The organism is Herbiconiux sp. 320_LB, assembly GCF_059691755.1.
On record NZ_JCAWAD010000003.1, the window covers coordinates 94,173 to 120,539 of the forward strand.

General features: G+C 72.4%; 24 protein-coding genes. 10 read left to right on the forward strand and 14 right to left on the reverse strand.

What is annotated here, in order from left to right:
* Window positions 1-115: 115 nt before the first annotated feature.
* Window positions 116-970, forward strand: coding sequence for an SDR family NAD(P)-dependent oxidoreductase (locus tag AC59HU_RS08435; RefSeq protein WP_497222941.1), 855 nt, complete (start codon window positions 116-118; stop codon window positions 968-970).
* A gap of 91 nt (window positions 971-1,061) precedes the next feature.
* Here AC59HU_RS08435 and AC59HU_RS08440 read toward each other — a convergent pair whose 3' ends face one another.
* Complete coding sequence (locus tag AC59HU_RS08440) at window positions 1,062-1,769, reverse strand: TetR/AcrR family transcriptional regulator (protein ID WP_497222942.1); 708 nt, start codon at window positions 1,767-1,769, stop codon at window positions 1,062-1,064.
* Between the two features lie 72 nt (window positions 1,770-1,841).
* On the opposite strand from AC59HU_RS08440, the gene AC59HU_RS08445 reads away from it, so the two are divergent.
* Window positions 1,842-3,371, forward strand: a complete 1,530-nt coding sequence (locus tag AC59HU_RS08445; RefSeq protein ID WP_497222943.1) for an MFS transporter — start codon at window positions 1,842-1,844, stop codon at window positions 3,369-3,371.
* A gap of 155 nt (window positions 3,372-3,526) precedes the next feature.
* Here the strand turns inward: AC59HU_RS08445 and AC59HU_RS08450 are convergent, their stop codons facing one another.
* Both AC59HU_RS08450 and AC59HU_RS08455 read right to left on the reverse strand, forming a co-directional pair.
* Window positions 3,527-4,264, reverse strand: a complete 738-nt coding sequence (locus AC59HU_RS08450; RefSeq protein ID WP_497222944.1) for a PhzF family phenazine biosynthesis protein — start codon at window positions 4,262-4,264, stop codon at window positions 3,527-3,529.
* 61 nt (window positions 4,265-4,325) lie between these two features.
* On the reverse strand, window positions 4,326-4,874 hold the full coding sequence (locus AC59HU_RS08455) for a hypothetical protein (protein ID WP_497222945.1): 549 nt from the start codon (window positions 4,872-4,874) through the stop codon (window positions 4,326-4,328).
* Between the two features lie 107 nt (window positions 4,875-4,981).
* Between AC59HU_RS08455 and AC59HU_RS08460 the strand changes: the two genes are divergently transcribed.
* Entirely contained in the window at window positions 4,982-6,277 is a 1,296-nt protein-coding gene (locus AC59HU_RS08460) for a M18 family aminopeptidase (protein WP_497222946.1), read from the forward strand.
* A gap of 71 nt (window positions 6,278-6,348) precedes the next feature.
* Here the strand turns inward: AC59HU_RS08460 and AC59HU_RS08465 are convergent, their stop codons facing one another.
* Window positions 6,349-6,924: a GIY-YIG nuclease family protein gene (locus AC59HU_RS08465; protein WP_497222947.1), complete on the reverse strand. Its 576-nt coding sequence runs from the start codon at window positions 6,922-6,924 to the stop codon at window positions 6,349-6,351.
* A gap of 546 nt (window positions 6,925-7,470) precedes the next feature.
* Between AC59HU_RS08465 and AC59HU_RS08470 the strand changes: the two genes are divergently transcribed.
* Both AC59HU_RS08470 and AC59HU_RS08475 read left to right on the forward strand, forming a co-directional pair.
* The gene (locus AC59HU_RS08470; RefSeq protein WP_497222948.1) at window positions 7,471-8,535 is read left to right on the forward strand and encodes a putative endonuclease domain-containing protein; all 1,065 of its coding nucleotides are present in this window, start codon (window positions 7,471-7,473) and stop codon (window positions 8,533-8,535) included.
* A gap of 9 nt (window positions 8,536-8,544) precedes the next feature.
* Window positions 8,545-9,162: a DnaJ family domain-containing protein gene (locus AC59HU_RS08475; protein ID WP_497222949.1), complete on the forward strand. Its 618-nt coding sequence runs from the start codon at window positions 8,545-8,547 to the stop codon at window positions 9,160-9,162.
* A gap of 108 nt (window positions 9,163-9,270) precedes the next feature.
* On the opposite strand, the gene AC59HU_RS08480 is transcribed toward AC59HU_RS08475, so the two are convergent.
* Together AC59HU_RS08480 and AC59HU_RS08485 are read right to left on the reverse strand one after the other, a co-directional pair.
* A complete protein-coding gene (locus tag AC59HU_RS08480) occupies window positions 9,271-11,520 on the reverse strand; it encodes an acyltransferase family protein (RefSeq protein ID WP_497222950.1) in 2,250 nt (749 codons plus the stop codon).
* A gap of 151 nt (window positions 11,521-11,671) precedes the next feature.
* A complete protein-coding gene (locus tag AC59HU_RS08485) occupies window positions 11,672-13,558 on the reverse strand; it encodes a CYTH and CHAD domain-containing protein (RefSeq protein WP_497222951.1) in 1,887 nt (628 codons plus the stop codon).
* A gap of 68 nt (window positions 13,559-13,626) precedes the next feature.
* Here AC59HU_RS08485 and AC59HU_RS08490 point away from each other — a divergent pair, with 68 nt between their 5' ends.
* Window positions 13,627-14,526 carry an aminotransferase class IV gene (locus AC59HU_RS08490; RefSeq protein ID WP_497222952.1) on the forward strand — a complete coding sequence of 300 codons (900 nt, stop codon included), beginning with the start codon at window positions 13,627-13,629 and terminating at the stop codon, window positions 14,524-14,526.
* On the opposite strand, the gene AC59HU_RS08495 is transcribed toward AC59HU_RS08490, so the two are convergent.
* The gene (locus tag AC59HU_RS08495; RefSeq protein ID WP_497222953.1) at window positions 14,515-14,907 is read right to left on the reverse strand and encodes a winged helix-turn-helix transcriptional regulator; all 393 of its coding nucleotides are present in this window, start codon (window positions 14,905-14,907) and stop codon (window positions 14,515-14,517) included. The two genes, AC59HU_RS08490 and AC59HU_RS08495, sit on opposite strands and share 12 nt — an antisense overlap.
* Window positions 14,908-15,018: 111 nt before the next feature.
* Between AC59HU_RS08495 and AC59HU_RS08500 the strand changes: the two genes are divergently transcribed.
* Window positions 15,019-15,876, forward strand: coding sequence for an NAD(P)H-binding protein (locus AC59HU_RS08500; protein WP_497222954.1), 858 nt, complete (start codon window positions 15,019-15,021; stop codon window positions 15,874-15,876).
* 14 nt (window positions 15,877-15,890) lie between these two features.
* On the opposite strand, the gene AC59HU_RS08505 is transcribed toward AC59HU_RS08500, so the two are convergent.
* The 3 genes from AC59HU_RS08505 to AC59HU_RS08515 all read right to left on the reverse strand — a co-directional run bounded on the left by AC59HU_RS08505 (window position 15,891) and on the right by AC59HU_RS08515 (window position 18,337).
* Entirely contained in the window at window positions 15,891-16,868 is a 978-nt protein-coding gene (locus tag AC59HU_RS08505; protein ID WP_497222955.1) for an LLM class F420-dependent oxidoreductase, read from the reverse strand.
* A gap of 86 nt (window positions 16,869-16,954) precedes the next feature.
* Window positions 16,955-17,503, reverse strand: coding sequence for an MOSC domain-containing protein (locus tag AC59HU_RS08510; protein ID WP_497222956.1), 549 nt, complete (start codon window positions 17,501-17,503; stop codon window positions 16,955-16,957).
* A 90-nt stretch (window positions 17,504-17,593) separates the two neighbouring features.
* The gene (locus AC59HU_RS08515; RefSeq protein WP_497222957.1) at window positions 17,594-18,337 is read right to left on the reverse strand and encodes an acetolactate decarboxylase; all 744 of its coding nucleotides are present in this window, start codon (window positions 18,335-18,337) and stop codon (window positions 17,594-17,596) included.
* Window positions 18,338-18,385: 48 nt separating this feature from the next.
* Here AC59HU_RS08515 and AC59HU_RS08520 point away from each other — a divergent pair, with 48 nt between their 5' ends.
* The gene (locus AC59HU_RS08520) at window positions 18,386-19,285 is read left to right on the forward strand and encodes a hypothetical protein (protein ID WP_497222958.1); all 900 of its coding nucleotides are present in this window, start codon (window positions 18,386-18,388) and stop codon (window positions 19,283-19,285) included.
* 101 nt (window positions 19,286-19,386) lie between these two features.
* Entirely contained in the window at window positions 19,387-19,617 is a 231-nt protein-coding gene (locus AC59HU_RS08525; protein WP_497222959.1) for a hypothetical protein, read from the forward strand.
* 70 nt (window positions 19,618-19,687) lie between these two features.
* On the opposite strand, the gene AC59HU_RS08530 is transcribed toward AC59HU_RS08525, so the two are convergent.
* Together AC59HU_RS08530 and AC59HU_RS08535 are read right to left on the reverse strand one after the other, a co-directional pair.
* Window positions 19,688-20,920 carry a CDP-glycerol glycerophosphotransferase family protein gene (locus AC59HU_RS08530; protein ID WP_497222960.1) on the reverse strand — a complete coding sequence of 411 codons (1,233 nt, stop codon included), beginning with the start codon at window positions 20,918-20,920 and terminating at the stop codon, window positions 19,688-19,690.
* A gap of 176 nt (window positions 20,921-21,096) precedes the next feature.
* Entirely contained in the window at window positions 21,097-22,971 is a 1,875-nt protein-coding gene (locus tag AC59HU_RS08535; RefSeq protein ID WP_497222961.1) for a S1C family serine protease, read from the reverse strand.
* Window positions 22,972-23,138: 167 nt separating this feature from the next.
* Here AC59HU_RS08535 and AC59HU_RS08540 point away from each other — a divergent pair, with 167 nt between their 5' ends.
* Window positions 23,139-24,335 carry an aminotransferase class I/II-fold pyridoxal phosphate-dependent enzyme gene (locus AC59HU_RS08540; protein WP_497222962.1) on the forward strand — a complete coding sequence of 399 codons (1,197 nt, stop codon included), beginning with the start codon at window positions 23,139-23,141 and terminating at the stop codon, window positions 24,333-24,335.
* Between the two features lie 75 nt (window positions 24,336-24,410).
* Here the strand turns inward: AC59HU_RS08540 and AC59HU_RS08545 are convergent, their stop codons facing one another.
* The gene (locus AC59HU_RS08545; protein ID WP_497222963.1) at window positions 24,411-25,328 is read right to left on the reverse strand and encodes a carbon-nitrogen hydrolase family protein; all 918 of its coding nucleotides are present in this window, start codon (window positions 25,326-25,328) and stop codon (window positions 24,411-24,413) included.
* Window positions 25,325-26,362, reverse strand: coding sequence for a zinc-binding dehydrogenase (locus tag AC59HU_RS08550; protein WP_497222964.1), 1,038 nt, complete (start codon window positions 26,360-26,362; stop codon window positions 25,325-25,327). Before AC59HU_RS08550 ends, AC59HU_RS08545 begins: the two co-directional genes overlap by 4 nt.
* Between the last annotated feature and the right edge of the window lie 5 nt (window positions 26,363-26,367).

Here is a 26,367-nt window from a genome sequence, read left to right on the forward strand (position 1 = left end):
GGGCGCCCGACCCTGAGCCCGACCCGGGAGTCCAGCCCGGGCCCCGACCCCAGCCTGCCGGAGTACGATCCGCAGCGAGCACTCTTCAGGCATTCGAACGGGATCGGGGCGGGCCATGGCAGCACGGACGGTGGTCATCACGGGGGCGAGCGACGGCATCGGCGCTTCCGCCGCGCGCACCCTCGCGGCGCGGGGCGACGAGGTGGTCGTGGTCGGGCGGTCGAAGGAGAAGACGGCCGCCGTGGCCGCCGGCCTCCGGCTCGACGGCGGCGACGCCGACTGGTTCACCGCCGACTTCTCGCGGCTGGAGGACGTGCGCGACCTCGCCGACCTGCTTCGTGACCGATACCCGCGCATCCACGTGCTCGCGAACAACGCGGGCGGGCTCATGGGCGCCCGCAGCGAGACCGTCGACGACCACGAGCTCACCTTCCAGGTGAACCACCTCGCACCGTTCCTGCTCACCACCCTGCTGATGGATCGGCTGATCGCCGGCCGCGCCACGGTCATCCAGACCTCGAGCGTCGCCCACCGGCTCTACAGCGACCTGGATCTCGACGACCTCGAGCTGCGCAACCGGTACAGCGCCGAGCTGGCCTACGGCAACGCGAAGCTGGAGAACATCCTGTTCACCCGCGAGCTGCACCGGCGCTTCCACGACCAGGGCGTCTCCGCGGCGGCCTTCCATCCCGGAGTCGTCGCGACCGGGTTCTCCCAGGGCTCCCGCAGCGGGCTCCGGCTGCTGTACCGCACCCCGCTCAAGCACCTCATCCGCACTCCCGAGCAGGGAGCGGACACGCTGGTCTGGCTCGCGAGCACGCCGCCCGACGACGGGTCCGGTCAGGATGCAGGGGGCTGGCAGAGCGGCGGCTACTACGCCAAGCGCAAGCCGGCCGCCCTGAAGAAGGGGGCCGACGACCCGGCCCTCGCCGAGGGGCTCTGGGAGCGGAGCGAGGCGCTCCTCCGCTGAGTCGACCTACCAAGGCAACGGGCACCCGAGCCCGCTGGCAATGGCTCGCTCAGTCGAGCTGGACGGCGCGAGCCCGGCAGGCCCGGCCCGCTCAGTCGTCTGCCGAAGCCTCGCCCTTCAGCCCCACGGTCGGCAGCACGATCCCGTCGATGATGGAGATCAGGTAGTCGCGATCGACCGGGAGCTGCTGCACGAGCGAGCGGTACGCCGCCATCGACGGCGCGATCAGGGCGACGGCGTCGACGTCGATCGTCGGGGCGATCTCGCCGCGATCGATCGCCCGACGGAGCAGGATGCGGTTGACCTGGGAGCGCGGTTCGACGATCGCCGCATCGATGGTGCTGGCGAGCTCGGGCGAGCGGCTCAGCACCGACATCAGCCCGGCCATGATCTGCAGCTTGCGCCCGGCGTCGACGATCGTGCGCGGCTTGACCATCGCGATGAGGTCGCCCCGCAGGGTCCCGGTGTCCGGCAGGTTGTCGAGATCGATGTCGCCCCGCTTCATGCAGGCGACCGCGTCGACCACCAGCTCGCCCTTCGAGGGCCAGCGGCGGTACAGGGTCGCCTTCCCGGCCTTGGCACGGGCGGCGACCATGTCGATCGTCATGCCGTCGTAGCCTTCTTCGGCCAGCACGTCGAGAGCGGCGTCGAGGATCTCGGGATCACGGGAGTGGTCGCGCTTGCGGCCGAGCTTGCGCGGCTCCGGAGCCTCGGCGACGTCATCGTCGTCGGTGGCCCCTGAGAGGGTGGTGAGGTCGGGCCGCATCGTCGCGGCGGTTTCCTCGATCGGAGTGTTCATGCCTCCAGTGTAAGTGGCTTTAACGGAACCGGGTGTATCCGAAACTGTCGAGTTCCGTATATGGTTCTTGTCATGTCCTCGTTGAACCCCTCACCGGTTGCCGTCGCACCGCATCGCTGGTGGACGCTGACCACAGTCGCCCTCGCCCAACTCATGGTCGTCCTCGACGCCACCGTCGTGAACATCGCCCTTCCTTCCGCCCAGGCCGACCTCGGCTTCTCCGACGGTGATCGCCAGTGGATCGTCACGGCCTACTCCCTCGCCTTCGGAAGCCTGCTGCTGCTCGGCGGCCGCCTCTCCGACCTCATCGGGCGCAAGCGCGCCTTCATCATCGGCCTGATCGGCTTCGCCGCCGCCTCCGCGCTGGGCGGTGCCGCCGACAGCTTTGGCACGCTGGTCGCCGCCCGGGCCCTTCAGGGCGCATTTGGTGCTCTGCTGGCCCCGACCGCGCTGGCCGTGCTCACCACGACCTTCACCATCCCCAAGGAGCGCGCCCGCGCCTTCGGCGTCTTCGGCGCCATCGCCGGAGCCGGCGGAGCGATCGGCCTGCTGCTCGGCGGAGTGCTCACCCAGAGCTTCGACTGGCGCTGGAACCTGTACATCAACGTCGTGATCGCCGTCGTGGCGGTCATCGGCGCGAGCGTGTTCGTGCGGTCGGTCGCCCGTACCGGCCCGCGGCCGAAGCTCGACCTGCCCGGCACGATCCTGGTCTCTGGAGGTCTGTTCGCCCTGGTCTACGGCTTCTCCAACGCCGAGACCAACGGGTGGGACTCGCCGCTGGCCTGGGGCATGCTCGTGGCCAGCGCCGTGCTGCTCGCGGCGTTCGTCGTCTGGCAGCGCCGCGCCGCGCATCCGCTGCTCCCCCTGAAGATCGTGCTCGACCGCAACCGCGGGGCCGCCTACAGCTCGGTGCTGATCGCCGGTGTCGGGATGTTCGCGATCTTCCTGTTCGTCACCTACTACCTGCAGACGACCCTGCACTACACGCCGATCCAGACCGGCCTGTCCTTCCTGCCGATGATCGGGATGCTCGTGCTGATGGCCCAGCTGTCGACCAACATCTTCGTGCCGCGGTTCGGGCCGAAGGTCATGGTGCCGATCGGCATGACGCTTGCCGCGATCGGGATGGTCATCCTCACCCACCTCGACGTCGGCAGCAGCTACGCCGCCGACGTGCTCGCCCCGCTGATGATCCTGGGCGCCGCGATGGGCACGATGATGCCGGCCTCGATCCAGACCGCCACTCTCGGTGTCGACCGCGAGTTCGCGGGGGTCGCCTCGGCGATGGTCAACACCAGCCAGCAGGTCGGGGGGTCGATCGGCACGGCGCTGCTGAACACGCTCGCCGCCACGGCCGCGACCGACTACGTCGCCTCGCACCTGCCGCCGACCGGCGAGGTGCTGGCCGAGGCCGCCGTGCACAGCTACGCGACCGCGTACTGGTGGGCCGCCGGATTCTTCGCCTTCGGCGCGGTGCTCTCGGCGCTGCTGTTCCGGCGTCGCGGCCAGGGCCTGTCCCTGGCGCACAATTCGCCGGCAGGAGAAGGAGAAGCCTCCGGGGCGGCTCCGACGGAGGATGCGGCGCCCGTCGTCGCTCACTGAGCGGAGGCGCGCACCGGGTCGGTCAGACGCCGCCCCCGGTGCGCCTCCGGCCGGGCACCGGCTGAGGCCCGCCCACGGACGGGTCAGAGGACGCCCGGGTGCCGCGTCGGGCCGCGCACCGGCTGAGGCCCGCCCACGTGCGGGTCAGCAGCCGGTCACGGTGCCGCGTCGACCTCCACGGAGTCGGCACGCACCGTGTGCCCTCCCACCTCGACCAGGCCGCCCTCGAGGTGGCGGGTCAGGATCCGCGAGCCGCGACCCTGATCGATCAGCAGATCGCGGCCGAGCTGGTCGGTGAGGCGCACGGCCGCGGCGCCGGTGGCCTCGTCCTCGGGCACGCCCATGTCGGGGGCGAACATCCGGGAGCGCAGGTGCCCCGCCTCCTCGTCGACCCAGGCCCAGGCGTAGTGGTGCCCCTCTGTGAAGGCCTCGGCCTCGAGCGCGTCGACGTCGGCGGGTGCGGCGAGCTCGTGCCAGGTGAATTCCGGCGCCCACTCGGCGCGGCCCGTGATCCAGGTCAGGTCGCCGGCGTAGCGCACCGCCACGTCGCCCGCGGGCACGCGCAGAGTGGTCACCGGGCTGCCCTGCCCGTCGAGCCACCAGGCCGTGCCGACGGAGGGGTGACCCGCGAACGGCAGTTCGCGCGCGGGCGTGAAGATGCGGATGACGGCGGTGCGAGGATGCGGCGCTTGCTCGCCGTGGCCGCCCGATCCTCCCCCCGGCTCGACGATCTCGTCGACGAACACGGTCTCGCTGTAGCCGAGCTCGGTGGCGATCCGCTGCTCCTGTCCCCGTGTGGCGGCCGAACTGCGGATCAGACCGAGCGGGTTGCCGAAGCCGCCCTCGGAATCGGTGAACACGGACACGACCTCGACGGGGATGCGGGAACTCATCCTCCGAGTCTGCCCGGCGGCCCCGGGGTGCTCAAGGGGCCGGTTCGGGTCGGGTGGACCGTCAGTCCTGCAGGGCGATGTTCTGCGAGATCGACGTCCACTGCGGCGGGATCGTCATGTACTCGGTGTGCAGCCAGAACCGCTGCGAGCCGCCGCCGGGGGTGAGATAGGCCCCGTGGATGCCGAAGACGTCGGGGTCGAGGCACCGCGCCTCCTCGCTCGAGATGGTCTCGACGGTCGGCGACGAGGTCGCGGGCGGAGTGGAGGCGGGCGTGGGGCTGCCCTTTGCGGCCGATGCCGCCAGGGGCATGTCGGCGATGAAGCAGACCTGGTCGTCGCGCGTCACTCCTACCCAGAACTCGGTGCCTTGATACTCGGTGAGCAGCCGCATCGACGACGGGATGAGGTCGGAGTCGACCCCCTCGAGGATCGGCGGGGTCTCCCCCGAGGCGAGCAGGGTGCCGCCGGAGAGGTGAGCCAGCTTGGACAGGGCATCCGTCGGATGCGCGTTCGTGCATCCCGAGAGCAGGACGACGGCAGCGGCGGCCGCGGCGAGACCGAGGGCGGCCGGCACCACGCGACGGGGTGACGGAACTGGACGCGTTCCCATCTGGTCCTCTCGTGATGGATTGCCGGCGCGGCATACGCCTCGTCAACGACGATAAGGCACGAAAATGACCGTCTGCTTCGAGCCTGGCGGAGTGGTTGGATGGAGGGATGACGAGCCCCCGCATCGACACCGCGACCTACATCGACGACCTCGCCGCGTTCATCCGCTCGTCGCCGTCGTCGTACCACGCCGCCGCCGAAGCGGCCCGCCGGCTCGAGGAATCCGGGTCGACGAGGCTTGTCGAGACCGATGCCTGGCCCGCGGAGGTCGGACGTTTCCACGTGGTGCGCGACGGAGCGGTGATCGCCTGGGCCATCGCGCCCGATGCGACGGCGACGACGCCGTTCCGGATCGTCGGCGCGCACACGGATTCGCCCGGTTTCAAGCTGAAGCCGAAGCCGACCGTCGGCGGGAGCGGCTGGCTTCAGGCCGGGGTCGAGGTCTACGGCGGGCCGTTGCTGAACTCCTGGCTCGACCGGGAGCTCGAGCTCGCGGGGCGGATCGTGACCACCTCGGGCCACGAGGTGCTGGTGCGCACCGGGCCGTTCCTGCGCATCCCGCAGCTGGCGGTGCACCTCGACCGGCAGGTCAACGACGGGCTCACCCTCGACCGGCAGCGTCACACCGCGCCGGTGTTCGGCGTCGGGGAGGTCTCACAGAACGATCTCGTCGGCCTGCTCGCCGGGTTCGCGGGTCTGGGCGGCGGGGACGAGGTCGCGGGCTACGACATCCTGACCGCCGACACCGCTGCGCCCGCCCGGTTCGGACTGGGCGAGAGCCTCTTCGCGGCGAGCCGGATGGACAACCTCACCTCGGTGCACGCCGGGCTGCTGGCGCTGATCGGCAGCGAGGTCACCACGTCGCACATCCCCGTCTTCGCCGCCTTCGACCACGAGGAGCTCGGGTCGGAGTCGCGCTCCGGGGCGAGCGGGCCGTTCCTGGAGGAGATCCTCACCCGGATCTCCGCGGGCCTGGGCGCGAGCGTCGAGGAGCGGGCGCGGGCGCTGGCCGCCTCGTGGTGCGTCTCCTCCGACGCCGGGCACTCCGTCCACCCGAACTACCCCGAGCGGCACGACCCGGTGAACCGGCCCCTCGCCGGCAGCGGGCCGCTGTTGAAGATCAACGCGAACCAGCGCTACACGACGGATGCGCACGGCGCCGCGCTCTGGGCCCGGATCAGCGCGCTGGCCGGGGTGCCGTACCAGGAGTTCGTCTCGAACAACACGGTGCCCTGCGGCTCGACGATCGGGCCGCTCACGGCGACGCGCCTCGGCATCCGCACCGTCGACGTCGGGGCGCCGCTGCTCTCCATGCACTCGGCGCGAGAGCTCGCCCACGTCGACGACCTTTCGGCGCTGTGCGCGGCGCTCGGTGCCTTCTACTCCCCCAACCTCGAGGTGTAGCAGCACGCGCGCGCTCGTGCTCGTGCTCGTGCTCGTGACGGTCGCGTGGCTGTGACGAATCGGATGCGCGGTCACCACTCCGCCGTGGGGGTGCGGGAGAGGGCCAGGGCGGCGCTGCGCCAGCGGGCGTGGAGGAGCCAGGGGTCGTCTCCGCTCGCCTGGAGCCGGGCCACGTGCTCGAGCAGCCCGCCCTCGGCCGAGAACCACTCGCCGCCGAGGCGAAGGGCGGCGAACTCGGCATGGCGGGCCTGCTCGAGCGCACGGCCGCCGCGTTCGAAGGCGAGCAGTTCCTCGTGCCGCAGTTGCGCGAGCCGCGACCGCGGGTTCGACGAGGTGCCGATCTTGATGCGGTCGCGCCAGCGCAGGTAGTAGACGACGTCGACGCGGCCGTAGCCCGAGGCGATGCCGGTCGATTGGCGGCCTGTTCGCGCGCTCCCGCGGCCGTCGGGGTCGCCGGACGCCCGGCTGACCTCGGCGCCCTGATCGCCCCCGTCGATCCCGGCGCCGTCGCCGGGTTCCGGATGCTCGCCGTAGCGCCACTCGCACACCGCGCAGAGCCATCCCGACGGGTAGCGCACCCCGAGCCGGGAGCCGCAGGCGAGGCACGGTGAGGGCAGGAGATCGGTGACGCCGACCTCGCCGACCATCCACTCGTAGGCGGCGACGAGGTGCTCGCGGCAGAGCCCGACGCCGGCGGCCTCCTCGATCGGCCGGCCGCACCGACCGGGGCGAGGTGAGATGGACGCTTGGGGCGGGACGGACGATTGGGGTGAACCAGACGATCGGGGTGAACCAGACGATTGGGGTGGGCCGGAGGCTTCAGGGCCCGCATCCGGCGCCCCGCATCCCATCGGAGACGTGCTCTCCGTCATTCGCCACCCTCCCGTCCGTGGTCCGACTCTCAACCCTCACGCTAGGCGGCCCCCCCGACACCGCCGTCCGGCCTCGGCCTAGGGCTTGGCGGAGAGGCTTCGGACCGGGGCCAACGGCAACGGTGTCGGAGGTGGGAGGTAGCGTCGGGGCGTCGACGAGGTGGGCCGGAGCGGCGGGCCGCGAGGTGGTCGACGAGGTTGCCTCGCGGTGATCGACGAGGTTGCCTCGCGGTGACCGACGCGGTTGCCGCGAGGTGGTCGGCGATGCGGGCCGCGAGGTGCGCAGAGGCGGTTCGGGATCGGAACGGAGGGAGGTGGCGCGTGGCCGAGAACATCGACGCGTGGTGGGAGCGGCGGCAGCGGTCGAAGGGCCGGCCGGTTCCGTATGCGGTCGGGACCTTCCGCGAGGACTGGGCGCCGTTCCCGATGCTGATCCGCCAGTACCATTCCGACTTCAACAGGGGCATCACGCTGACCCAGATCCCGCCGGCCGCCGAGGTGTACCTCGTCTGGCAGTGCGACACCGGGCACATCTTCGTCGCGACCCCCGAGGAGCAGCGCTCGCGCCCCGCCGGCCGGCGCCGCCGCTCGGTCTGGTGCCCCGTCTGCCGCGACCTCGCGAACCCCCCGCGCATCCGCCCGGCGCCCATCGCCCCCATCGCCCCCGCCTCCCCCACCGCCGCCGACACCGCCACCGCCACCGCCACCCGCGAGGCTCCCTCCCGCGCACCAGGCGACACCGCCATCCGCACGACTCCCTCCCCCGCAGCGGGGCCGTCGCGCGGAGGTCGCGATCGGGGGTCGGGCCGCGGGGGCGAGCGGAGTTCGGGCGGGCGGGCGGTGGGCACGGCGTTCTGGAGCGCCGTCGCCCCGAAGCCGGCCTCGGCCGCCGAGGCCCTGCTGCGGCAAAAGCTGGGGGCACGGCTCGAGGTCGACCTGCGTCCGAACGCGGTCGCGGTGGGGAGGCCGTTCCACGACCGGCGGGAGGTCTGGCCCGACTTCGTGCTCGACGAGTTCCGGGTGGCGATCGAGTACGACACCGTGGGGCGGTTCGGCCTCGAGCACGTCGGGCCGCGCGAGGAGTCCGACCGGGCCAAGGACCGACTGCTGCGGGAAGCGGGGTGGGAGGTGATCCGCATCCGGTGCAGACCGCTCCGACCGCTCGGCCGCTGGGACCTCGAGGGCACCGCCGTCACCGACCGCCTCGTCGAACGGCTGATCGACCGCCTCGGAGAGCTGCGCGGCGAGCTCCTCGTCGCGGCCTACGGCCGGCCGGCCGGTCCCCACTCCGACGCCGCCGGGGACACCGCCGCGAAGGCACCGGCCCAGGTCGAGCAGGAGACCGCATCCGCCCGCCGGGGTGGCGCGATCGGCGAGCCGACTTAGGCTGGGAGGGTGGCGAAGAAGGAACAGCACGACCCGCGACTCGCCGCCGCGCGATATGTCACCGGCGGCGACTCCGCGGCCGCCGAGGCGGAGGCCGCCGGGAGCGATGCCGGCAGCCCCACGATGGAGCAGCGGGCGCAGATGGTCGAGATCCAGATCCAGCAGGCCATCCGCCGCGGCGACTTCGACGATCTGCCCGGCGCGGGAAAACCGCTGCGCGACCTGGGGCGGACGCACGACCCGAACTGGTGGATCCGCCAGAAGATCGAGCGCGAGCGCCTCACCGGCCTCGGCCCACCCGCCCTGACCCTGCGCACCGAGCACGTCGAGCTCGACGACCGGCTCGACCGGCTGCACACCGAGCAGGAGGTGCGTCAGACCCTCGAGGACTTCAACCGCCGCGTCGTCGAGGCCCGCCGCCAGCTGCAGGGCGGACCCCCGGTCGTCACTCCCACCCGGGACATCGACGCCGAGGTCGAGAACTGGCGTGACCGCCGCACCGAACGCATCCGGGTGGCGGCCGAGCAGCGCGAACGGGAGGCCGCCGCCCTCGCGGCGCTGTCGCGCCGCGAACGCCGCCGACTCCGCCGCGACGAGGCCCGCGGCATCCGCGACCACCGCCGCTGACCCGCGCCCGAGCACGAGCACCAGCGCCGGCACCAGCACCGGCACCGGCACCGGCACGACCGAGCACCGAGCACCGAGCAGCCGGATGCCGATCGCCCGAGGGCCCGCCTACATCAACCCCTGAGCCGCCAGCTCCCACCGCAACGCCGGCGCGATGTGCTTGGAGTACTCCGGCGTCATGTGCACCTGGTCGTACTTCACCGGCAGCGTCCCGGCAAAGGCCGGGCAGTAGCCGCCGGCGCAGCTGAACCCGAGCGACGACACGAAGTGGTCTCCCGTGCCCGTGTTCTGGATGCCGAGCTGCGTGGCGCCGGCGAAGTCGTTCCAGGCGCCGTCGACCGCCGCGTTGCAGTTCTGCGGGCTGGTCACGGGCGAGTAGCACGCGCCGAGGTTGGCTCCGAGGGGCGGCGGAGCCAGGTAGACGATCCGGCCGGGGGCGTCGTACTTCGCGGTCTCCGCGAAGGTCGAGGCGACGATGCTCGACGCCGACAGCGGCTGGCGGTTCGTGGCGTTGCCGAGGGCGAAGGCGTTCGAGACCACGACCAGCTGCGGCGAGTCCGACGCGATGCGGGCGGCGATGTCGGCCTTCCGCTGCGGGCATGCATCCATCACGCCGTCGCCGTCGTTCTGGATCAGCGTGTCGGTGAACCGGCAGCCGTAGAGCCCGATGGTCGTCACCTTCCACTGCCCGCCGCTGGACTCGGCGAGCTCCTTGAACGCTGGCGCGTACGCCATCGCGGTGGAGTCGCCGACCAGGTAGAGGTGGTTGGGCGCGTCGCCGCTGCCCCAGGTGCAGCGCCCGAAGTCGGGGGTCGACCCGACCGCGAAGCAGTCCTTCGCCGGGTTGCGGCTCGACGTGTCCGAGATCGCGGAGTCCATCGAGGGCGACAGGTTGCCCGGCCACGACGTCGCCGAGGCGGCCGCCCACAGGTCGGCCTGCAGCTGATCCTCGGGATTCACGGGCGCACCCCCGGAGCCGTCCCCCAACGAGCCCGACCCGTCACCGGCGCCGCCCGAGCCGCCAGAACCCCCCGAGCCGTCAGACCCGCCCGACCCGGGCACCCCGACCCCCGCTGCCACGGCCGCCGAATCCCCCGGCACGTTCAACGCCAACGGCCCGCCGCCGCGCAGCGAGATCTGCACCGTGACGACCGAGACCACCACGAGCACGACCAGTCCCAGCCCCGCGAGCATGAACTGCGCGCCGAACCGTTCGCGCCAGCTCATCCAGGCCTCCTGACGCGCCGTGCGATCGGCCTCCGCGTCGCCCGTCCTGGCCACCCGCGGGGTGCGATGGAGCGGCTGCTCGATCAAGAAGTACGACACCAGCGACAACGCCAGCGTCAGCCCCAGCACGATCAGCACCGACTGCAGCCCCTGGCCCGGCAGCAGCACGGCCAGGAACACCAGGATCGGGAAGTGCCAGAGGTACAGCGAGTACGAGATGTCGCCGACGAAACTGGTGACCGGGTTGGCGATCGGCAGCAGGTAGCGCTGCGGCGCGCCGACGCCCGCGGCGACGACCAGGGCGGTCGCGAGCACGGGAAGCGCCGCCCAAGGGCCGGGGAACGGCATCGTGTCGTCGATAAGGAAGAACGAGCCGAGGATGCCGACGAGCCCCACCCAACCGAGCGCCACCCTGGCCCCCAGCGGGATGCGCGCGAGCAGCGGCACCGCGGTCGCCAGGAGCGCCCCCAGCCCCAGCTCCCACGCCCGGGTCAGCGTGGAGAAGTAGGCGACGGTCGGCCCGGTCTGGCTCTGCCACAGTGCGAAGCCGAACGACGCGACGACCACCACACCCATCACGATCGCGACGGCCGTGCGGCGGCGCCGTTCGCTCGCGGTGAGACCGCCGACGGCGACCAGCACGAGCACGATCAGCGCCGGCCAGACCAGGTAGAACTGCTCCTCGACCGAGAGCGACCAGAAGTGCTGCAACGGCGAGACGGCGTCGCCGGCGTGGAAGTAGTCGGTGCCCTCGGCGGCGAACCGCCAGTTCGACACCAGGAGGAAGGACGCGATCGCATCCTGCGCGGTCGACCAGAACCGCGGCTGGTTGAAGACGAACCACCCCGCCACCACGACGGCGATCAGCACGGTGATCGAGGCCGGCGCGATCCGGCGGATGCGGCGGCCGTAGAACGCGCGGAGCGACGGCCGCCCGTTCCGCGACCCGTCGCGCAGCAGCAGGCCGGTGATCAAGAAGCCCGAGATCACGAAGAACACGTCGACGCCGACGAAGCCGCCGGACGGCCAGCCGATCACGTGGTTGAGGATGACGGCGACCACCGCGACGGCCCGGAGACCCTGGATGTCGGCGCGGGGGGCAGGTCGGAGAGCGGTGTCCGTCGAGTTCATGGCTCGGAGAGCTTAGCGCCCCCAGACGACATCCGTTGACGACGACGGGCGTCCCGGATGCCGGTCACGAGCATCCACCCCGCGTACCCGAACAGCAGCGCCGCGTCGAGGTCTCCTGGGCCTCAGACCGTCTTCCTTAAGGCCGTCGTCCTCAAACGGTCTTCTTCGCCCGCTTCTTCAGGGCGCGCCGGGAGTCGTCCGCGAGCGAGAGGGCGCGGCGGGCCTGGTCGAGAGCCCGCTGGTAGAGCACGCCGTAGGTGAAGCCGCTCTCACCCGCCGCCTCGGCCCGCGGGGCGGTGAGCAGCAGGTACTCCGCGAACAGCGCCGCATCGCGGTGCAGGCCGAGCGCGTCTTGGAGCTCCTCGGCGGTGTCGCCGAGCTCCTCCGCGCGTCCGCCGAGCACGGCGGCGGGGCCGTCGGTGACGAACTCGGCCGCGTGCCGCAACCGGCGCACCGCCTTGCGCGACTCGTGCAGCGCGCCGAGTGCGGTCGCCTCCTGCACGAGGTCGCCGCCCTCGACAGCCGGATCGCGGAGCACGCGGACCGTGCCCGCGGCGACCGTGCGGGCGACGGCTCGACGGGCGGTCTTCCGCAGCGACCGCTCGGCCGTCTCCTCGACCGCCTTCTCGGCCTTCCGGGCGGCCTTCTCGGCAGCCTTCCTTGCCGCCTTCTCAGCGGCCTTCCTATCGGCCTTGCCGCCGCCCTTCCCCCGGGCCTTCCCGGCAGACTTCCCGCCGCCCTTCGCACCGCCCTTGACACCGTCGATGCGCCTCGCCGTCGACCGGGACGCCTCGGCCGCCGGCGCGACGAACTCTTCGAGCGCGTCCAGCAGCCGGAAGTACGGCGCCCTCGACAGCACCCCCACGAGGCGGGCGTGCGCCTCGTCGTGCTCGCGACCCGGCTCCTCGATCAGGCGCCGTCGGGCGGCGGGGTCGTCGAGGCCGCGCTCGGCCTCCCACTCATTAAGAGCGATGCGGGCCCAGTCGACCCGGACCTCGAGGTCGCGCACCTCCCCCAGCGCCGAGCCGAGCGAGCCCAGCTCGTCGCGCAGCCGCGCCACCGTGGCCGGATCGAACAGGGACCGGTGCACGGCCAGCAGGTTCTTGATGCGGCGCACGGTCGTGCGGGCGCGGTGCACCGCATCCTCGTCGTCGGCGCGCACGGCCGGGTCGATCGCGATCAGGTCCTCCACGAGAGCGGCGATCCCGGTGAGGACGACGCGGGTAGGCGCCGGCAGGTCGGCGGCTTCCTCCGCCGAGGGCTCAGCCGACACCGCACCACCCGCGGCATCGGCCGGCCCCGCATCCCCCGCAGAATCGGCCGACCCCGCAACACCCGGCGCCGCATCCCCCGTACCCTCGTCGTCCGGCTCCGGCGCGCCCAGCCCGGTGCGCCCTAGGGCCTGGGCGAGCTTCGACACGCTCGGCGACACGGTGGCGCCCGCGGCCAGCAGCTGCCGCTCGACCTCGTCGAGCAGAGCCGCCCGCTCGGCGGCCGTACCCGGCGCGCCCGCTCCGAGCTCGGCCTCCCACTCGCGCCAGAGCGTCACGCGCCCGTGCCGGGCGTCGCTGCCCTCGACCGTGTCGTCCGAGAGCTCGACCACCACCGCGCCCTCGGCGTTGCGCAGTTCGGTCACCCGGCGGGTGGTGCGGATGCGCGCCAGCGGCGTGAGCTCGCGGTCGCGCACCAGCGCCCGCACCGCGTCGGCCACCTCGTCCGGCACACCCGCGCCCTCGCTGTCGCCGAGCGGCCACTGGAGTTCGGTGCGGCCCTCCTCGGCCGGCAGTTTGACGTGCCAGCCCTCGTCGTGCCCGCCCCGCCGACGGCGTAGCGCGATCCGATGCTGGGCGAGCGCGAGCGTCTCGGTGTCGTAGTAGGTCGCCTCGAGCTCGAAGGCGTCGAGGGCGACGGCGTCGGTCACCGGTGTCCCGGTCGCCGCCCCGATCCCGGTCAGCGCCGGCACCGCGTGCCCCTCGTCGACGGCGTACTTCCGCTCGATCTCGACCTGCGACGTGTGATTCCGATCGGTAGTGGTCATCGGTCCACTCTCCTCCTCCCCGGCGCGTTCCGCTTCCGCACCGAGCGTCCTCGGAGGACACTGGGGCCGTGTCCCCTCCCGTTCTCATTCTGGTCACCCGCCCGGTCCTCGACGTGTCCGGCGGTGGAACGCACGGTGGAACGCACGGTGACGCCGGGTTCCGCATCGCGGATGCCGACGCCCCGCAGCTGAGCGTCTTCGACCTCGGGGTCACCCGGGGCGACGGCGTCTTCGAGACCGTGCTGGTCGAGGGCGGCCGTGCGGCCGACGTCGACGCCCACCTCTCCCGTTTCACCCGTTCGGCCGCCCAGGTCGACCTCCCGGAACCAGACCGGGCCGTCTGGCGCGACGCCGTCGCCGCGGCCGTCGCCGCGCATCCGCCCACCCGGTCGCTCTCGGTCAAGCTCGTGCTCACCCGGGGTGTCGAGGGCACCGGAACCCCGACCGGCTGGGTCACCGCTCGAGAGGCCCCGGACTTCACCGCCCTGCGCACGGAGGGCGTCCGGGCGATCGTGCTCGACCGCGGCTACCGGCACGACGCGCCGGCGACGTCGCCGTGGCTGCTCCTCGGGGCCAAGACCCTCTCGTACCAGGTCAACGCGGCGGCGCTGCGCGAGGCCGCCCGCCGAGACGCCGAGGAGGTGGTCTTCACCAGCTCGGACGGCTTCGTGCTCGAGGCGCCCACCTCGAGCGTCCTGATCCGGGAGGGCCGGCACATCATCACCCCGTCGGCCGAGCTCGGGATCGTGCCGGGCACGACGTCGCAGCGGGCGTTCGAGTTCTTCCAGGGCGAGGGCTTCGAGACCGAGGCGGTGCGGGTGCGCACGAGCTCGCTGGTGCGGGCGGATGCGATCTGGCTGGTCTCGAGCGTGCGACAGGCCGTGCCGGTGACCGCGCTCGACGGCGAGCCGCTGGAGGTCGACCGTGCGCTGACCTCACGGCTCAACGACTTCCTGTCAGGCCGCTGAACCGGTCTGCCCAGCAGCGCCGATCGCGACGCCGGTGCGCGTCACGTTCTCGCCCACCCACCGCACGAGCGGGATCAGCACCTGGGCGAGTTCGTGCCCGAGCGGCGTCAGGCTGTAGTCGACGCGCGGCGGAACCGTGCCCTTCGAGTCGCGCAGCACGAAGCCGTCGGCCTCGAAGGTGCGCAGCGTCTGCGCCAGCATCTTCTCGCTGATGCCCTCGATGTAGCGGTGCAGCTGCCCCCAGCGCATCGGCTCCTCGGCGAGGGCGACCAGCACCAGGACCCCCCACTTGCTGGTGACGTGATCCAGCACCACGCGGCTCAGACAGTTCGCCGCGAACGGGTCGGGATCGGGCAGGAGTTCCCAGATGCGATCGGCCATGGCCCTAGCTTACCAAAAAGTGGGTACCTCCCGTCGGGAAGTATCATGGCAGCGCACTGGTTCATCCATGACAGCGGTCCGTGAGCGCGGGCCCGTGAAAGGAAACCCATCATGACCTTCGTCGTCACCGGAGCCACCGGCCAGCTCGGCCGCCTCACCGTCGATCACCTGCTCGCGCGCGGGGTCGCCGCCTCCGACATCCTCGCCACCGGCCGCAACGCCGAGAGGCTCGCCGAGCTCGACTCCACCGGCGTCCGCACCGCGGTGCTCGACTTCGCCGACCCGGCGACGCTGGACGCGGCCTTCGCGGGGGCGGACGCGATCGCGTTCATCTCCAGCAGAGAGGTCGGCAGCCGCCAGCCGCAGCACGCGAACGTCGTCGCCGCGGCCGCCCGCGCCGGCGTCGGGCTCCTCGTGTACACGAGCGCACCGAAGGCCACCGACTCGGCCCTGATCCTCGCCCCCGACCACAAGTTCACCGAGGAGGTGATCGCCGAGGCCGGCATCCCCGCGGTGATCCTCCGCAACGGCTGGTACCACGAGAACTACGGCCAGTCGTTCGCGCAGGCCGCCGCCACGGGCCATTACGTCGCGAGCACCGGCGAGGGCCGGGTCGCCAGCGCCGCCCGCAGCGACTACGCCGAGGCGATCGCCGTCGTGCTGACCGAGACCGGCCACACCGGGTCGGTCTACGAACTCTCCGGCGACACGGCGTGGGATGGCACGGAGTTCGCCGCCACCGCGTCCGAGGTGCTCGGCCGCGAGATCGTCTTCGACTCCGTCTCCTCCGAGCAGCACGCGCAGATCCTGCAGGATGCCGGGCTCGACGAGGGCACCATCGGATTCCTCGTCGCGCTCGACGCCAACATCCGCGACGGCCTGCTCGGGGAGACCTCGGGAGACCTCGGCCGACTGATCGGCCACCCGACGCAGCCGCTGGTCGACTACTTCCGCAGCATCGCGGAGTAGCCGACCGACGACTCTCAGCGGAGCGCGCGGAGCTTCTCGAGCAGGGGCTCCGCCGCTTCCGCGAGGAAGCGGTCCTGCCCCTCGTCGCCGACCTGCACCAGGGCGATGTCGGTGAACCCAGCGTCGAGGTAGGGGCGGAAGCTCTCGGCGATCTCGTCGAGGTCCGGGCCGCAGGCGATCGAGTCCGCCACGTCCTCGGGCCGCACGAACTGGCTCGCGGCCGCGAAACCGGCGGGTGTCGGCAGATCGGCGTTCACCGACCAGCCGCCGCCGAACCAGCGGAACTGCGAGTGCGCCTTCTCGATCGCCGCCTCCTTCGACGACGGGTCCCAGCAGATCGGGATCTGGCCGATCGACCGGGAGGCCGCCCCGGAGCCCGAGTGCTCGGCCCAGCCCTTCACGAGGTCGCCGTCCGGCTCCACCGCGATCAGGTGGTCGCCGAGCGGGGCGAAGCGCTCGATCGACTTCTCACCGGAGACCGCGAGGCCGATCGGCACGCCGCCTTCCGGCAGGTCCCAGATGCGGGCGCTGTCGACGCGGAAGTAGTCGCCCTCCCAGGTGACGAGGTCGCCCTCGTGCAGCGCCCGGATGATCGTGACCGCCTCCTCGAGCATGTCCTGCCGCGCCGAGACGGCCGGCCAGCCCTCCCCCACGACGTGCTCGTTCAGGTTCTCGCCCGAGCCGAGGCCCAGGATGAACCGCCCGTCCGAGAGCAGCTGCAGGGTGGCCGCCTTCTGGGCGATGACGGCCGGGTGGTAGCGCACGGTCGGGCAGGTGACGTAGGTCGCGAGCTCGACCCGCGACGTCGCCTGGGCGACCGCGCCGAGCACGGTCCAGGCGTAGGAGGCGTGGCCCTGCTCGGTGAGCCAGGGCGAGTAGTGGTCGCTGGAGACCTCGAAGTCGAAACCGGCCTCCTCGGCCGCGACCGCGTAGCGCACCAGGTCTTTCGGGCCGCTCTGCTCGGTCATCAGGGTGTAGCCGAAGCGGGTCATCCGCATCTCCCGTCGTCAGGGCGGCCGCCCTCGCGACCGCGTCCCTCTCGACCGTGGCACTCCCGGGGCGAAGCCGCACCGGGTCGTCAGACCAGGGTCGGCTCCCGCAGCAGGTCGACCTCGGTCCTGAGCGTGGCCGCGCCCAGACGCAGCACCCCGTCGCCGAGCGGCTCGCACCGGACTCCGCCCCGACCGCGCAGGGCCTTGTGGGCGCCCGGGGCGAGCACCACGTTCATCCACGCGCACGGGTTCGCGGGGCGGTGCCCCTGGAACAGCACCGGCCCGTCGCCGGAGTCGAGACTGAACCGCTGCCCGGCGAGGGCGTCGACGTCGACGCCGCGCAGCACGATGTTGCGGCGGGCCGCGACGGGGTCGAACGGATGCGCGACGCCCAGCAGCGTGGCGACGTCCTCCAGCGACTCGGCCGCCATCACGGTCACCGCCGCGCTGCGGTGCGCGAGATGCCCGTAGAACCGGTCGCCGACGATCCCGCGCCCTGCGCGGACGGCGATGCTCTGCCGCGACTCGTCCTCACCGGGGAGGGCGGGCAGCGGGCCGTCGGCCGGGCGGCCCTCGTAACGGTGGCGGGACGACACGACGAGGTGCTCGATCCCGACCGCGTACTCCCGCTCCATCCCTCCACGCTAGCCGACCCCCACCCCGGCCGGGCTCGTGGTCGGAAGAGGCTCGTGATCGGCCGGCCTCGTGCTCGGCCGGGATCGACGTCAGCCCTGGTGGTCGGACTCGGCGTGGCGGATGGCCCGGTCGGCCTCCTCGGCCTCCAGGTCGAGATCGGCCTGGAGGTAGTCCCGCGAGTGCGGCAGGCGCACGGTCACGGCCGAGTAGGTCTCCAGCTGCAGCTCGCCGTTGGCGTCCGTCAGACCGAGCACGTGGCCGCCGATCCGCCCGGTGACGTCGACGAAGTGGAAGTGCGCACCGGCCACCGTGACGCCCTGGAAGACGGTCGGGGCGACGAAGCCCAGCAGCGTCCCGGCGATGTCCGGGATCACCACCTCCCGCTGGTCGTGCACGGCCTCCGCGAGCGGGAGATAGGGCTTGACCTGCCGCCTCGCCTCGCGCAGCGACACGCGCGCGAGATGGCCGTCGAACCGCACCGCGTGGAACAGGTTCGCGCTCGCCACCCGCTCCCGCACCTCGGCGACGAAGGTCTCCAGATCGGGCACGGACTCCAGCAGCGCCGAGGTCTCGGGCTCGAAGTCGACGACCTCGGCGAAGGCGAGCTTCGCCTCCGGGGGCAGCAGGGTCACGCTGCCGTCGCCGTGGAACAGCCGGAACTCCTCGCCCAGCACGACGAGCTCGCCGTCCATGTGGTCGCCGCAGCCGAGCCCGAGGGTGCCGCGGCGCCGGATGTCGGAGACGGGGAACACGCCGTCGAACAGCCCCGCCAGCAGGGCATCGACCAGCGAGAACTGCTCGATCGCCTTCTCGGACTGGATTCGACGTCGCATGGGGGGCATTCTCGCGCATCCTTCAGCAGAACGCACCAGAGTAGAAGGATGGCCTCCCGACTCGACCGCAACATCGACCGCGTGCTGAGCGTTCAGCGCCCGGTCGTCCTCGCCCACCTGCGGGGAATCCGCCGGCTGCATCCGAACGCCTCGCCCGAGCAGCTGCTCGTCATCCTCGAGCGCCGCTACGTCGCCGCGGTGACCACGGGCGGCGCGGCCGTCGGGGCCAGCGCCATGCTGCCCTTCGTCGGGACCGGCATCTCGCTCGGGCTCAGCGCGGTCGAGACCGCGGGGTTCCTCGAGACGACCGCCCTGTTCGCGCAGTCGGTCACCGAGGTGCACGGCATCGCCGTGACCGACCCCGACCGCGCCAGAGCCCTGGTGATGACCATGCTGATGGGCAAGGCGGGCAGCGACCTGCTGCGTCAGATCGCCGGCCAGGCCACCGGGGGCGCGAACCGCAACGCCTACTGGGGCCAGGTCGTGACCTCGAGCCTGCCCGGCTTCGTCGTCGGGCCGATCGCCGATCAGCTGAAGAAGTCGTTCCTCCGGCACTTCGCGGTCGGGCAGGGGGCGAGCGCGGTCGGCCGCGCCATCCCGTTCGGCATCGGCGCCGCGATCGGCGGGGTCGGCAACCTGGTGCTCGGCCGCACGGTCATCCAGAGCGCCCGCACCGCGTTCGGGCCGCCGCCGTTCGGCTATCCCGACGACCTGGCGATCACCGTGAAGTCCCCGGCCGCCCCGAAACAGAAGCTGACCTCGGGCGAGAAGAAGGCCCGGAAGGAGGCATCGGGCTCGAGTCGGGTGCTGAGGCTCCCCCGGCGGGCGCGCTCCATCGGGCCCGCGCCCGCGACCCCGTCGTCACCCGCGCCCTCGCCCGGTGGTGTCGTCGAGGCGCCCGGGCCGCGCGGCGGCGGGTCACCAGAGGTTCCTGACATCCGCATCTGAATCCCGCGGATTCACAGCGGAGTGGTAGCCTGGGAGCACCGCGAGGCGTTTCCTCGACGGTGTCGGCCGGACACCCCGGCCCGTTCCTGGAGGGGGCAGCCATGAGACGACGCGTCGCCAGCGCCTCCGCCGTCCTCCTCGGCGCCTTCTTCGCCGTGCTCGGTCTCGGCGTCTCCGCCGCCTCCGCCGCCGAGTCGGATGCGCAGCCCACGCTGGCCCAGACCGGGTACGACTTCACGCCGATGCTCGTGACCGCGGCCGTGGTGCTCGTGATCGCGGGGGTCACCGTGATCCTGGCGAAGTACGCGCTCGCGCGCTCCTCGCACAGCTAGTCGCGCACCCTCGTCGAGGTCGTCGGCCTGAGTGCCCGGGCAACTATGCGCCTGAGCTGCCCCTGACGCCTCAGACCAGATCGACCCGCTCGTCGTGCTCCTCGCGGGCGGCTCTCCGCTCCCCGTCGGCGAGCAGCTGCTCGATCGCCGCGTGGAAGCGCCGGGTCGCCGCGCCGGGCCGGGTGTCGCCGAAGTAGTAGGTGACCCAGCGGCCCAGGCGCACCGCGGCCGCCGAATCCGCCGACAGCCCGGACAGCCGGCCCCGGAGGTCGCCGGCCTCGTCTACCGTGAGCCACTCGCAGTCCGAGAGGTAGCCCGCGGTGTCGATCCGCGCATCCTCGGCCACAGGTCGCGTGACCAGCAGCGGCCCGCCCGTGGCCAGTCGGTCGAAGACCATGGCCGAGACGTCGACGATCGCGACGTCGGCGGCGACCAGCTGCCAGCCGAGCTCGGGCGCGGTGTCGTGCACGTGCCGGGCTGCCGGGTCGAGCCGGTTGGCCTGGGCGATCGCCTCGGCGATCTCGCGATCGGCGGCCGCGTAGGCCCCGTCGCGGCTGCCGGTGCGCGGATGCGGTCGGTAGATCACGCGGTGGTCGGCGGAGACGAGCAGGTCGCGCACCAGGGCCCGGCCGTGGGTCGCGACCGACCCGAAGGTCGCGGCCGCATCCTCGCCTTCCCAGGTCGGGGCGTAGAGCACGACGGTGCGGCCGTCGGGCTCGAACGGCGCGCGGCCCGCCGGGTGGTCGGCCTGGGGCCGCCCGATGCGGATGGCGCGCTGGGCGGCGTCGTAGCCCCAGAGGGCACGGCCCAGACGGTCGACGGCGGCGTCGCCGGCGATGAGCGCGTGGTCGTAGGCCCCGAGCTGGTTCGGGGTGTGGTCGCTCTCGCCGTGGTCGAGGAACACGTGCCACCGGTGCCCGTGCCCCAGGGCCTCGAAGGTCGCCGGGTGGTGGTCGACGTGCAGCACGATCCGCAGCGGCTGCACGCGGAGGAGCTGCTCGACGTCGGCGTCGGCCGGGGCGAAGGCCACCGGGACGGGCGACTCCTCGAGCAGCTCGAGGGCGGCGGCCGGGTCGCGGACGACGAGCAGGACCGGGTGGGTCTTCGCGAGCTCGGCGAGCGGACCGTACCAGCGACGCAGGCGGAACAGGCTCAGGGGCCCGTCGGGCACGTGCACGCCGATCGGGAAGCGGCCCGCGGGAAGCGGCGCCCGGGCTTCGAGGGCCTGGTCGAGTCGGAGGCGGGTCGCCCGGTCGGCCAGGTGCGTCCGAAGCGCACCCCACGACCCGCTCAGCACACCCACCGACCAAGGCTAACTTCGCGGATCGGGCACCCTTCGCCGATCGTGCCCCGGGGAGGAGTTCTTTAGGCAATCGTGACCTTGGCGCGCGACCGGCTCCGGCCCGGACACGGCGAAGGCCGGTGACCTCCGAGGAGGGTCACCGGCCTTCGTGGCGCGTGGCGCCGGTCGGGAGCGGGTCAGCCGGCGAGCTGGCCCAGCGTCACGTCGACGGTCTTCGAGCTGCCGCCACGGGTGAAGGTGAGCTTCGCGTCGCCGCCTGCGGGCTGAGTGCGGACCAGGGCGGTGAGGTCGATCGAGTCGGTCACCGGCAGGCCGTTGAACTCCGTCACGACGTCGCCGGCCTGGAGCCCGGCCTTCTCGGCCGCTCCACCGGAGGAGACCGACTGGATCACGGCGCCGGCCGTCGTGCTGCCCTGGGCCGAGGCGGCGTCGCCGACCGTGGCTCCGAGCAGACCGTGGGTGGCCGAACCGTTCTTGATGATCTCGTCGGTGACGCGCTTGACCAGGTTCGCCGGGATGGAGAAGCCCACACCGATGTTGCCCGACTGCGACCCGCTCGACGAGGAGCCGGCGCTCGCGATCGCGACGTTGATGCCGATCAGCTTGCCCTCGGAGTCCAGGAGCGCACCACCGGAGTTGCCGGGGTTGATCGCCGCATCGGTCTGGATGACCGAGAGCGAGATCGAGGACTGCTGCGTGGGCTGCTGCTGTTGCTGCTGGCCCTCGCCGCCCTGACCCGGGATGTCGAAGTTCCAGAAGTCGTACGGGCCCTGGTTGCCGTTGCCGTCATCCGGAGCCGGGTTGGTCTCGGTGTCGTCCGGAGCCGCGGAGGAGGCAACCGTGATGCTGCGGTTGAGCGCGCTGACGATGCCGTTGGTCACGGTGCCGGAGAGGCCGAGCGGGGCGCCGATGGCGATCGCGACGTCGCCGACGTTGAGGTTCGACGAGTCGCCGAAGTCGATGGGCGTGAGGCCCGAGGCGTCGGTCAGCTTGATCACGGCGAGGTCGGCGACCGGGTCGGTGCCCACGACGGTGGCCTTGTAGATCTTGCCGTCGTTGGTCTGCACCTGGATGTCCGGGGTCGCGGTCGCGCCGTCCAGCGTCACCACGTGCGTGTTGGTGACGATGTAGCCGTCGGAGGTCAGGACGACGCCCGATCCGGTTCCGGCGGCCTGGTTGCTCGAGACCGAGATCGTCACCACGGAGGGCGAGGCCTTCGCGGCGACGGCGGTGATCAGGTTCGCGTTGTCGGGGTTGTTCACCGTGATGCTCGTCGGGCTCGACGCGCTGGTGGAGGAGTTGCCGCCGTTCTGATTGACGGCCCAGGCGGTGACGCCGGCGCCGGAGGCTCCACCGATCAGGGCGCCGATGGCGAGGGCCGCGATCAGCGCGACTCCCCCGCGGCGCTTGCGCGGCTGCTTCGGGGCGCGGTTCTGGTCGGCGTAGGCCCCGGAGGCGGCGTACATGGCCGAGTTGAACGCGGGGTCGGGCACGGCGCCGTAGGGCGGGTTGCCGGCGGGGGGCGTGCCGAAGGAGCCGTTGCCGTAGTTCGCGGTGGGCGCCTGCTGGCCGGCGTGCTGCTGGCCGGCGTGCTGCTGGCCCGCGTGCTGCTGGCCGGCGACCGGCTGCTGCGGCTGCTGGCCGTAGGTCTGGGGGTACGACGACTGCGCGGTGTACGGCTGGGCGTAGGGCTGGGTCGGCGCGGTGTGCGCGGGCTGGACCGGCGTGGTGTGGACCGGCTGCGCCGGGGTCTGCTGCACCGGGGCCTGCGGCGCCGGAGCGGCCTGCCCGGGCGCGGTGAAGCCGCCCTGGGGAAGCGGGGTGGTGGGCTGCGTGGCCGGCGACGGCGCCGACGTGGGGACGACCGGCGGCACGGCCGAGGTCGTCGCGCCCTGGTGGGGGTAGGCGGGGGTCTCCGCGGCGGGCGCGGGGGTGACGGTCTCGGCCGGGCTGGCGGTCTCGGCCGGGGTCGACTCCGAGGACGGGGCGTCGTGCTGCGGGCCCGTCGAGCCGGCCGGGATGCCGTCGTGGTTCTCGGTGCTGTCTGACATGGGGTGCTCCTTCCAAGCACTCGCTAGCTTCCTCACCCAAGCTGAGGGTTCTCTATGGACGGGCTGTGCGGCGTCTGCCGTCTGGATAAGACTCCACCAAGTGCGCACGGATCGGCGCGGCCTCGCGGGCGCGCTAGGTTGGAACGACGGCGGAAGACGGAGTGGCAATGACGATCGACGGATCCTGGCAGCGCGCGGCACGGGGAGCCGGTCTGCTCTCCCCCGACGGGCGGATCGCGTCGACGATCTTCGCCGAGATGAGCGGTCTCGCCCAGGCCACCGGCGCCATCAACCTGGGCCAGGGCTTCCCGGACGAGGACGGCCCGGCCGAGGTGCTCGACGCGGCGCGGCGCGCCATCGCCGACGGCGTCAACCAGTACCCGCCGGGAACCGGGATGCCGGTGCTCCGCGCCGCCATCGCATCGCACCAGCGGCGCTTCTACGGGCTGACCGTCGACCCCGACCGGGAGGTGCTCGTCACCGCGGGCGCGACCGAGGCTCTCGCCGCGACCATCCTGGCCCTCGTGGACGACGGCGACGAGGTGGTCACCTTCGAACCGTTCTACGACGCGTACGGCGGGCTGATCTCGCTGGCCCGCGGCATCCACCGCACCGTCCCACTGCGCCGGCCCGACTTCCAGCCCGACCTCGACGAGCTCCGTGCCACGGTGACCGACCGCACCCGGGTCATCCTGGTGAACGACCCGCACAACCCCACGGGGTCGGTGCTGTCGCGGGAGACCCTCGAGGTGATCGTGGAGCTCGCCCACCGTCACGACGCGATCATCGTGACCGACGAGGTCTACGAGCACCTGACCTTCGGGGTTCCGCACGTGCCGATCGCGACCCTGCCGGGCGCACGGGAGCGCACGGTCTCGATCTCCTCGGCCGGCAAGACCTTCAGCACCACGGGATGGAAGATCGGCTGGCTCACCTCGACCCCGGAGCTGGTGACCGCCATCCTCGCGGTCAAGCAGTTCCTCACCTTCGTCAACGGCGCCCCCTTCCAGCCCGCGGTGGCCGTTGGGCTCGAGCTGCCCGAATCCTTCTTCCACGACATCGCGCGCACCCTCCAGGCCAAGCGCGACCTGCTCACCCGGGGCCTGGTCGCGGCCGGCTTCGAGGTGAGCTCGCCCCAGGCGACCTACTTCGTGGTGGCGGATGCGGCGCCGCTCGGCTATCGGGATGCGGCGACCCTGTGCCGGGAGCTGCCGGCCCTCGCCGGCGTGGTCGGGGTGCCGATCAGCGCCTTCTGCCACAAGGAGCTCGGGGCCGAGTACGCGAGCCTGGTGCGGTTCGCGTTCTGCAAGAAGACCGAGGTGCTCGAACGCGCCTCGGCGCAGTTGTCACGTCTCGGGCGTTGACCGCGGACGTCTCGGTAGGTGACCGCAGGCGCTGACCGCAGACGCTGACCGCAGCCGGTGCTCGACCGGGCCCGTTCAGGCACCGTCCGTGCCCTGATCCTCCGTGCCCGATTCCCCCGGCCGCAGGGCCGTGGTGTACCGGCGCAGCGCGAGGGCCGGGTTCACCCGGCGCACCTCGTCGATGCGGTGGGGGTCGACCCAGGCGACCGCGACGTCTTCGCGCTCGCCGAGGGAGGCGATCGTCACGCCCATCGGGTCGACGATGAGACTCGCCCCGACGCCGATCGGCGGGGTCTGGTCGGCCGCGGCCACGTAGATCGTGTTCTCCAGCGCCCGCGCGGTGACGAGGCTGCGCCAGTGATGCTCCTTCAGGGGGCCGCGCACCCACTCGGCCGGTACGGCGACCAGGTCGGCGCCGGCATCCACCAGCCGTCGGGAGACCTCGGGGAAGCGGATGTCGTAGCAGGTCTGCATCCCGATCGTGATGCCGTCGATCGAGAAGGTCTCCGGGTCGGTCAGCGCTCCGGCTTCGACCCAGTCGCTCTCGCGACCGCCGAACGCGTCGTAGAGGTGCTGCTTGCTGTAGCGCGCGACCACGCCCTCGCCGGGCGAGACCGCGACGAGCAGGTTGGCGAAGCGGTCGGGCGTGGAGGCCTCGGCGACCAGGCCGGCGATCAGGTGCGCGTCGAGCTCGGTCGCCAGGGCGGCGAGCACCGAGACGAACGGGCCGTCGAGGGGCTCCGCGTTCTGCACCAGCAGCTCGCCGAGCGGGTCGACGAAGTACGAGGAGTACTCGGGGAAGACCACCAGCTTGGCGCCTCGCGCCACGGCGAAGCGGGCGAGCCGGGCGATGGTCTCGAGGTTGGCCGCCTTGTCGGCTCCGGGGGCGAACTGGGCGACGGCGACGCCGAAGCCGAGACCGCCGGGAGCGGCGACGTCGTAGTCACGGGGCGCGGCGGCGTCGGTGCCGCGGGGCACCCGGGGGCCGCTCACGACAGCCTCGCCATCGCCTTGACCGCCCGGCGTTCATCCATCGCGGCGTAGCCCTCCGGGAGATCGTCGAACGCGACCTCGAGGTCGAAGACCAGGCCCGGCTCGATCGCGCCCTCGAGCACCTCGGCGAGGAGCTCGGGCATCGCCGCGCGCACCGGGGCGATCCCGCCACCGAGGCCGACGTTGTTGCCGAACGCGATGTTCAGCGGGAACTCCACGCCGTGCGGCATCCCGACCGAGCCGACCCGGGAGCCCGGGCGTGCGATCGCGAACGCGGTGGCGAAGGACTCGGCGGTGCCGACGCACTCGAGCGTCGCATCCGTGCCGATGCCGTCGGTGAGCTCGAGCACGGCCTCGACCGCGTCGGCGCCGCGCACGGCGACCAGGTCGGTGGCGCCGAAGCCGGTCGCCAGCGCCTGCCGCTCGGGGTTGCGGCTGAGGGCGATGATGCGTTCGGCACCCAGGCGCTTCGCCGCGAGCACCCCGCTGAGCCCTACGGCCCCGTCGCCGACGACCGCGACGACCGAGCCGGGCACGACGGCCGCACTGCGGGCGGCGTGGAAGCCCGTGCCGTAGACGTCGGTCAGGGCGAGCAGGTGCGCCAGGAGCGCGTCCTCCGGCCGGCCGCCGGGCACGACGACGAGGGTTCCGTCGGCCAGCGGCACGCGGACGAACTCGCCCTGGCCGCCGTCGACGCCCTTGGAGCCCCAGTAGCCGCCGTGCACGCAGGAGGTGGTGATGCCGGCGACGCAGTGCACGCAGGTGCCGTCGCTGTACTTGAAGGGCGCGATCACGAAGTCGCCCACGTGCAGTCGGCCGACGTCGGTGCCGATGGCCTCGACGACGCCGATGAACTCGTGGCCGATCCGCGACCCCGCCGCGCGGGGCGTCTCGCCGCGGTAGTACCAGAGGTCGCTGCCGCAGACGCAGGTCGCGACCACGCGGACGATCGCGTCCGTGGCGGCGACGATCTCGGGATCCGGAACCTCTTCGACGGCCACGGAGTAGGCGTCGTTGAACACGAGTGCACGCATTTTCC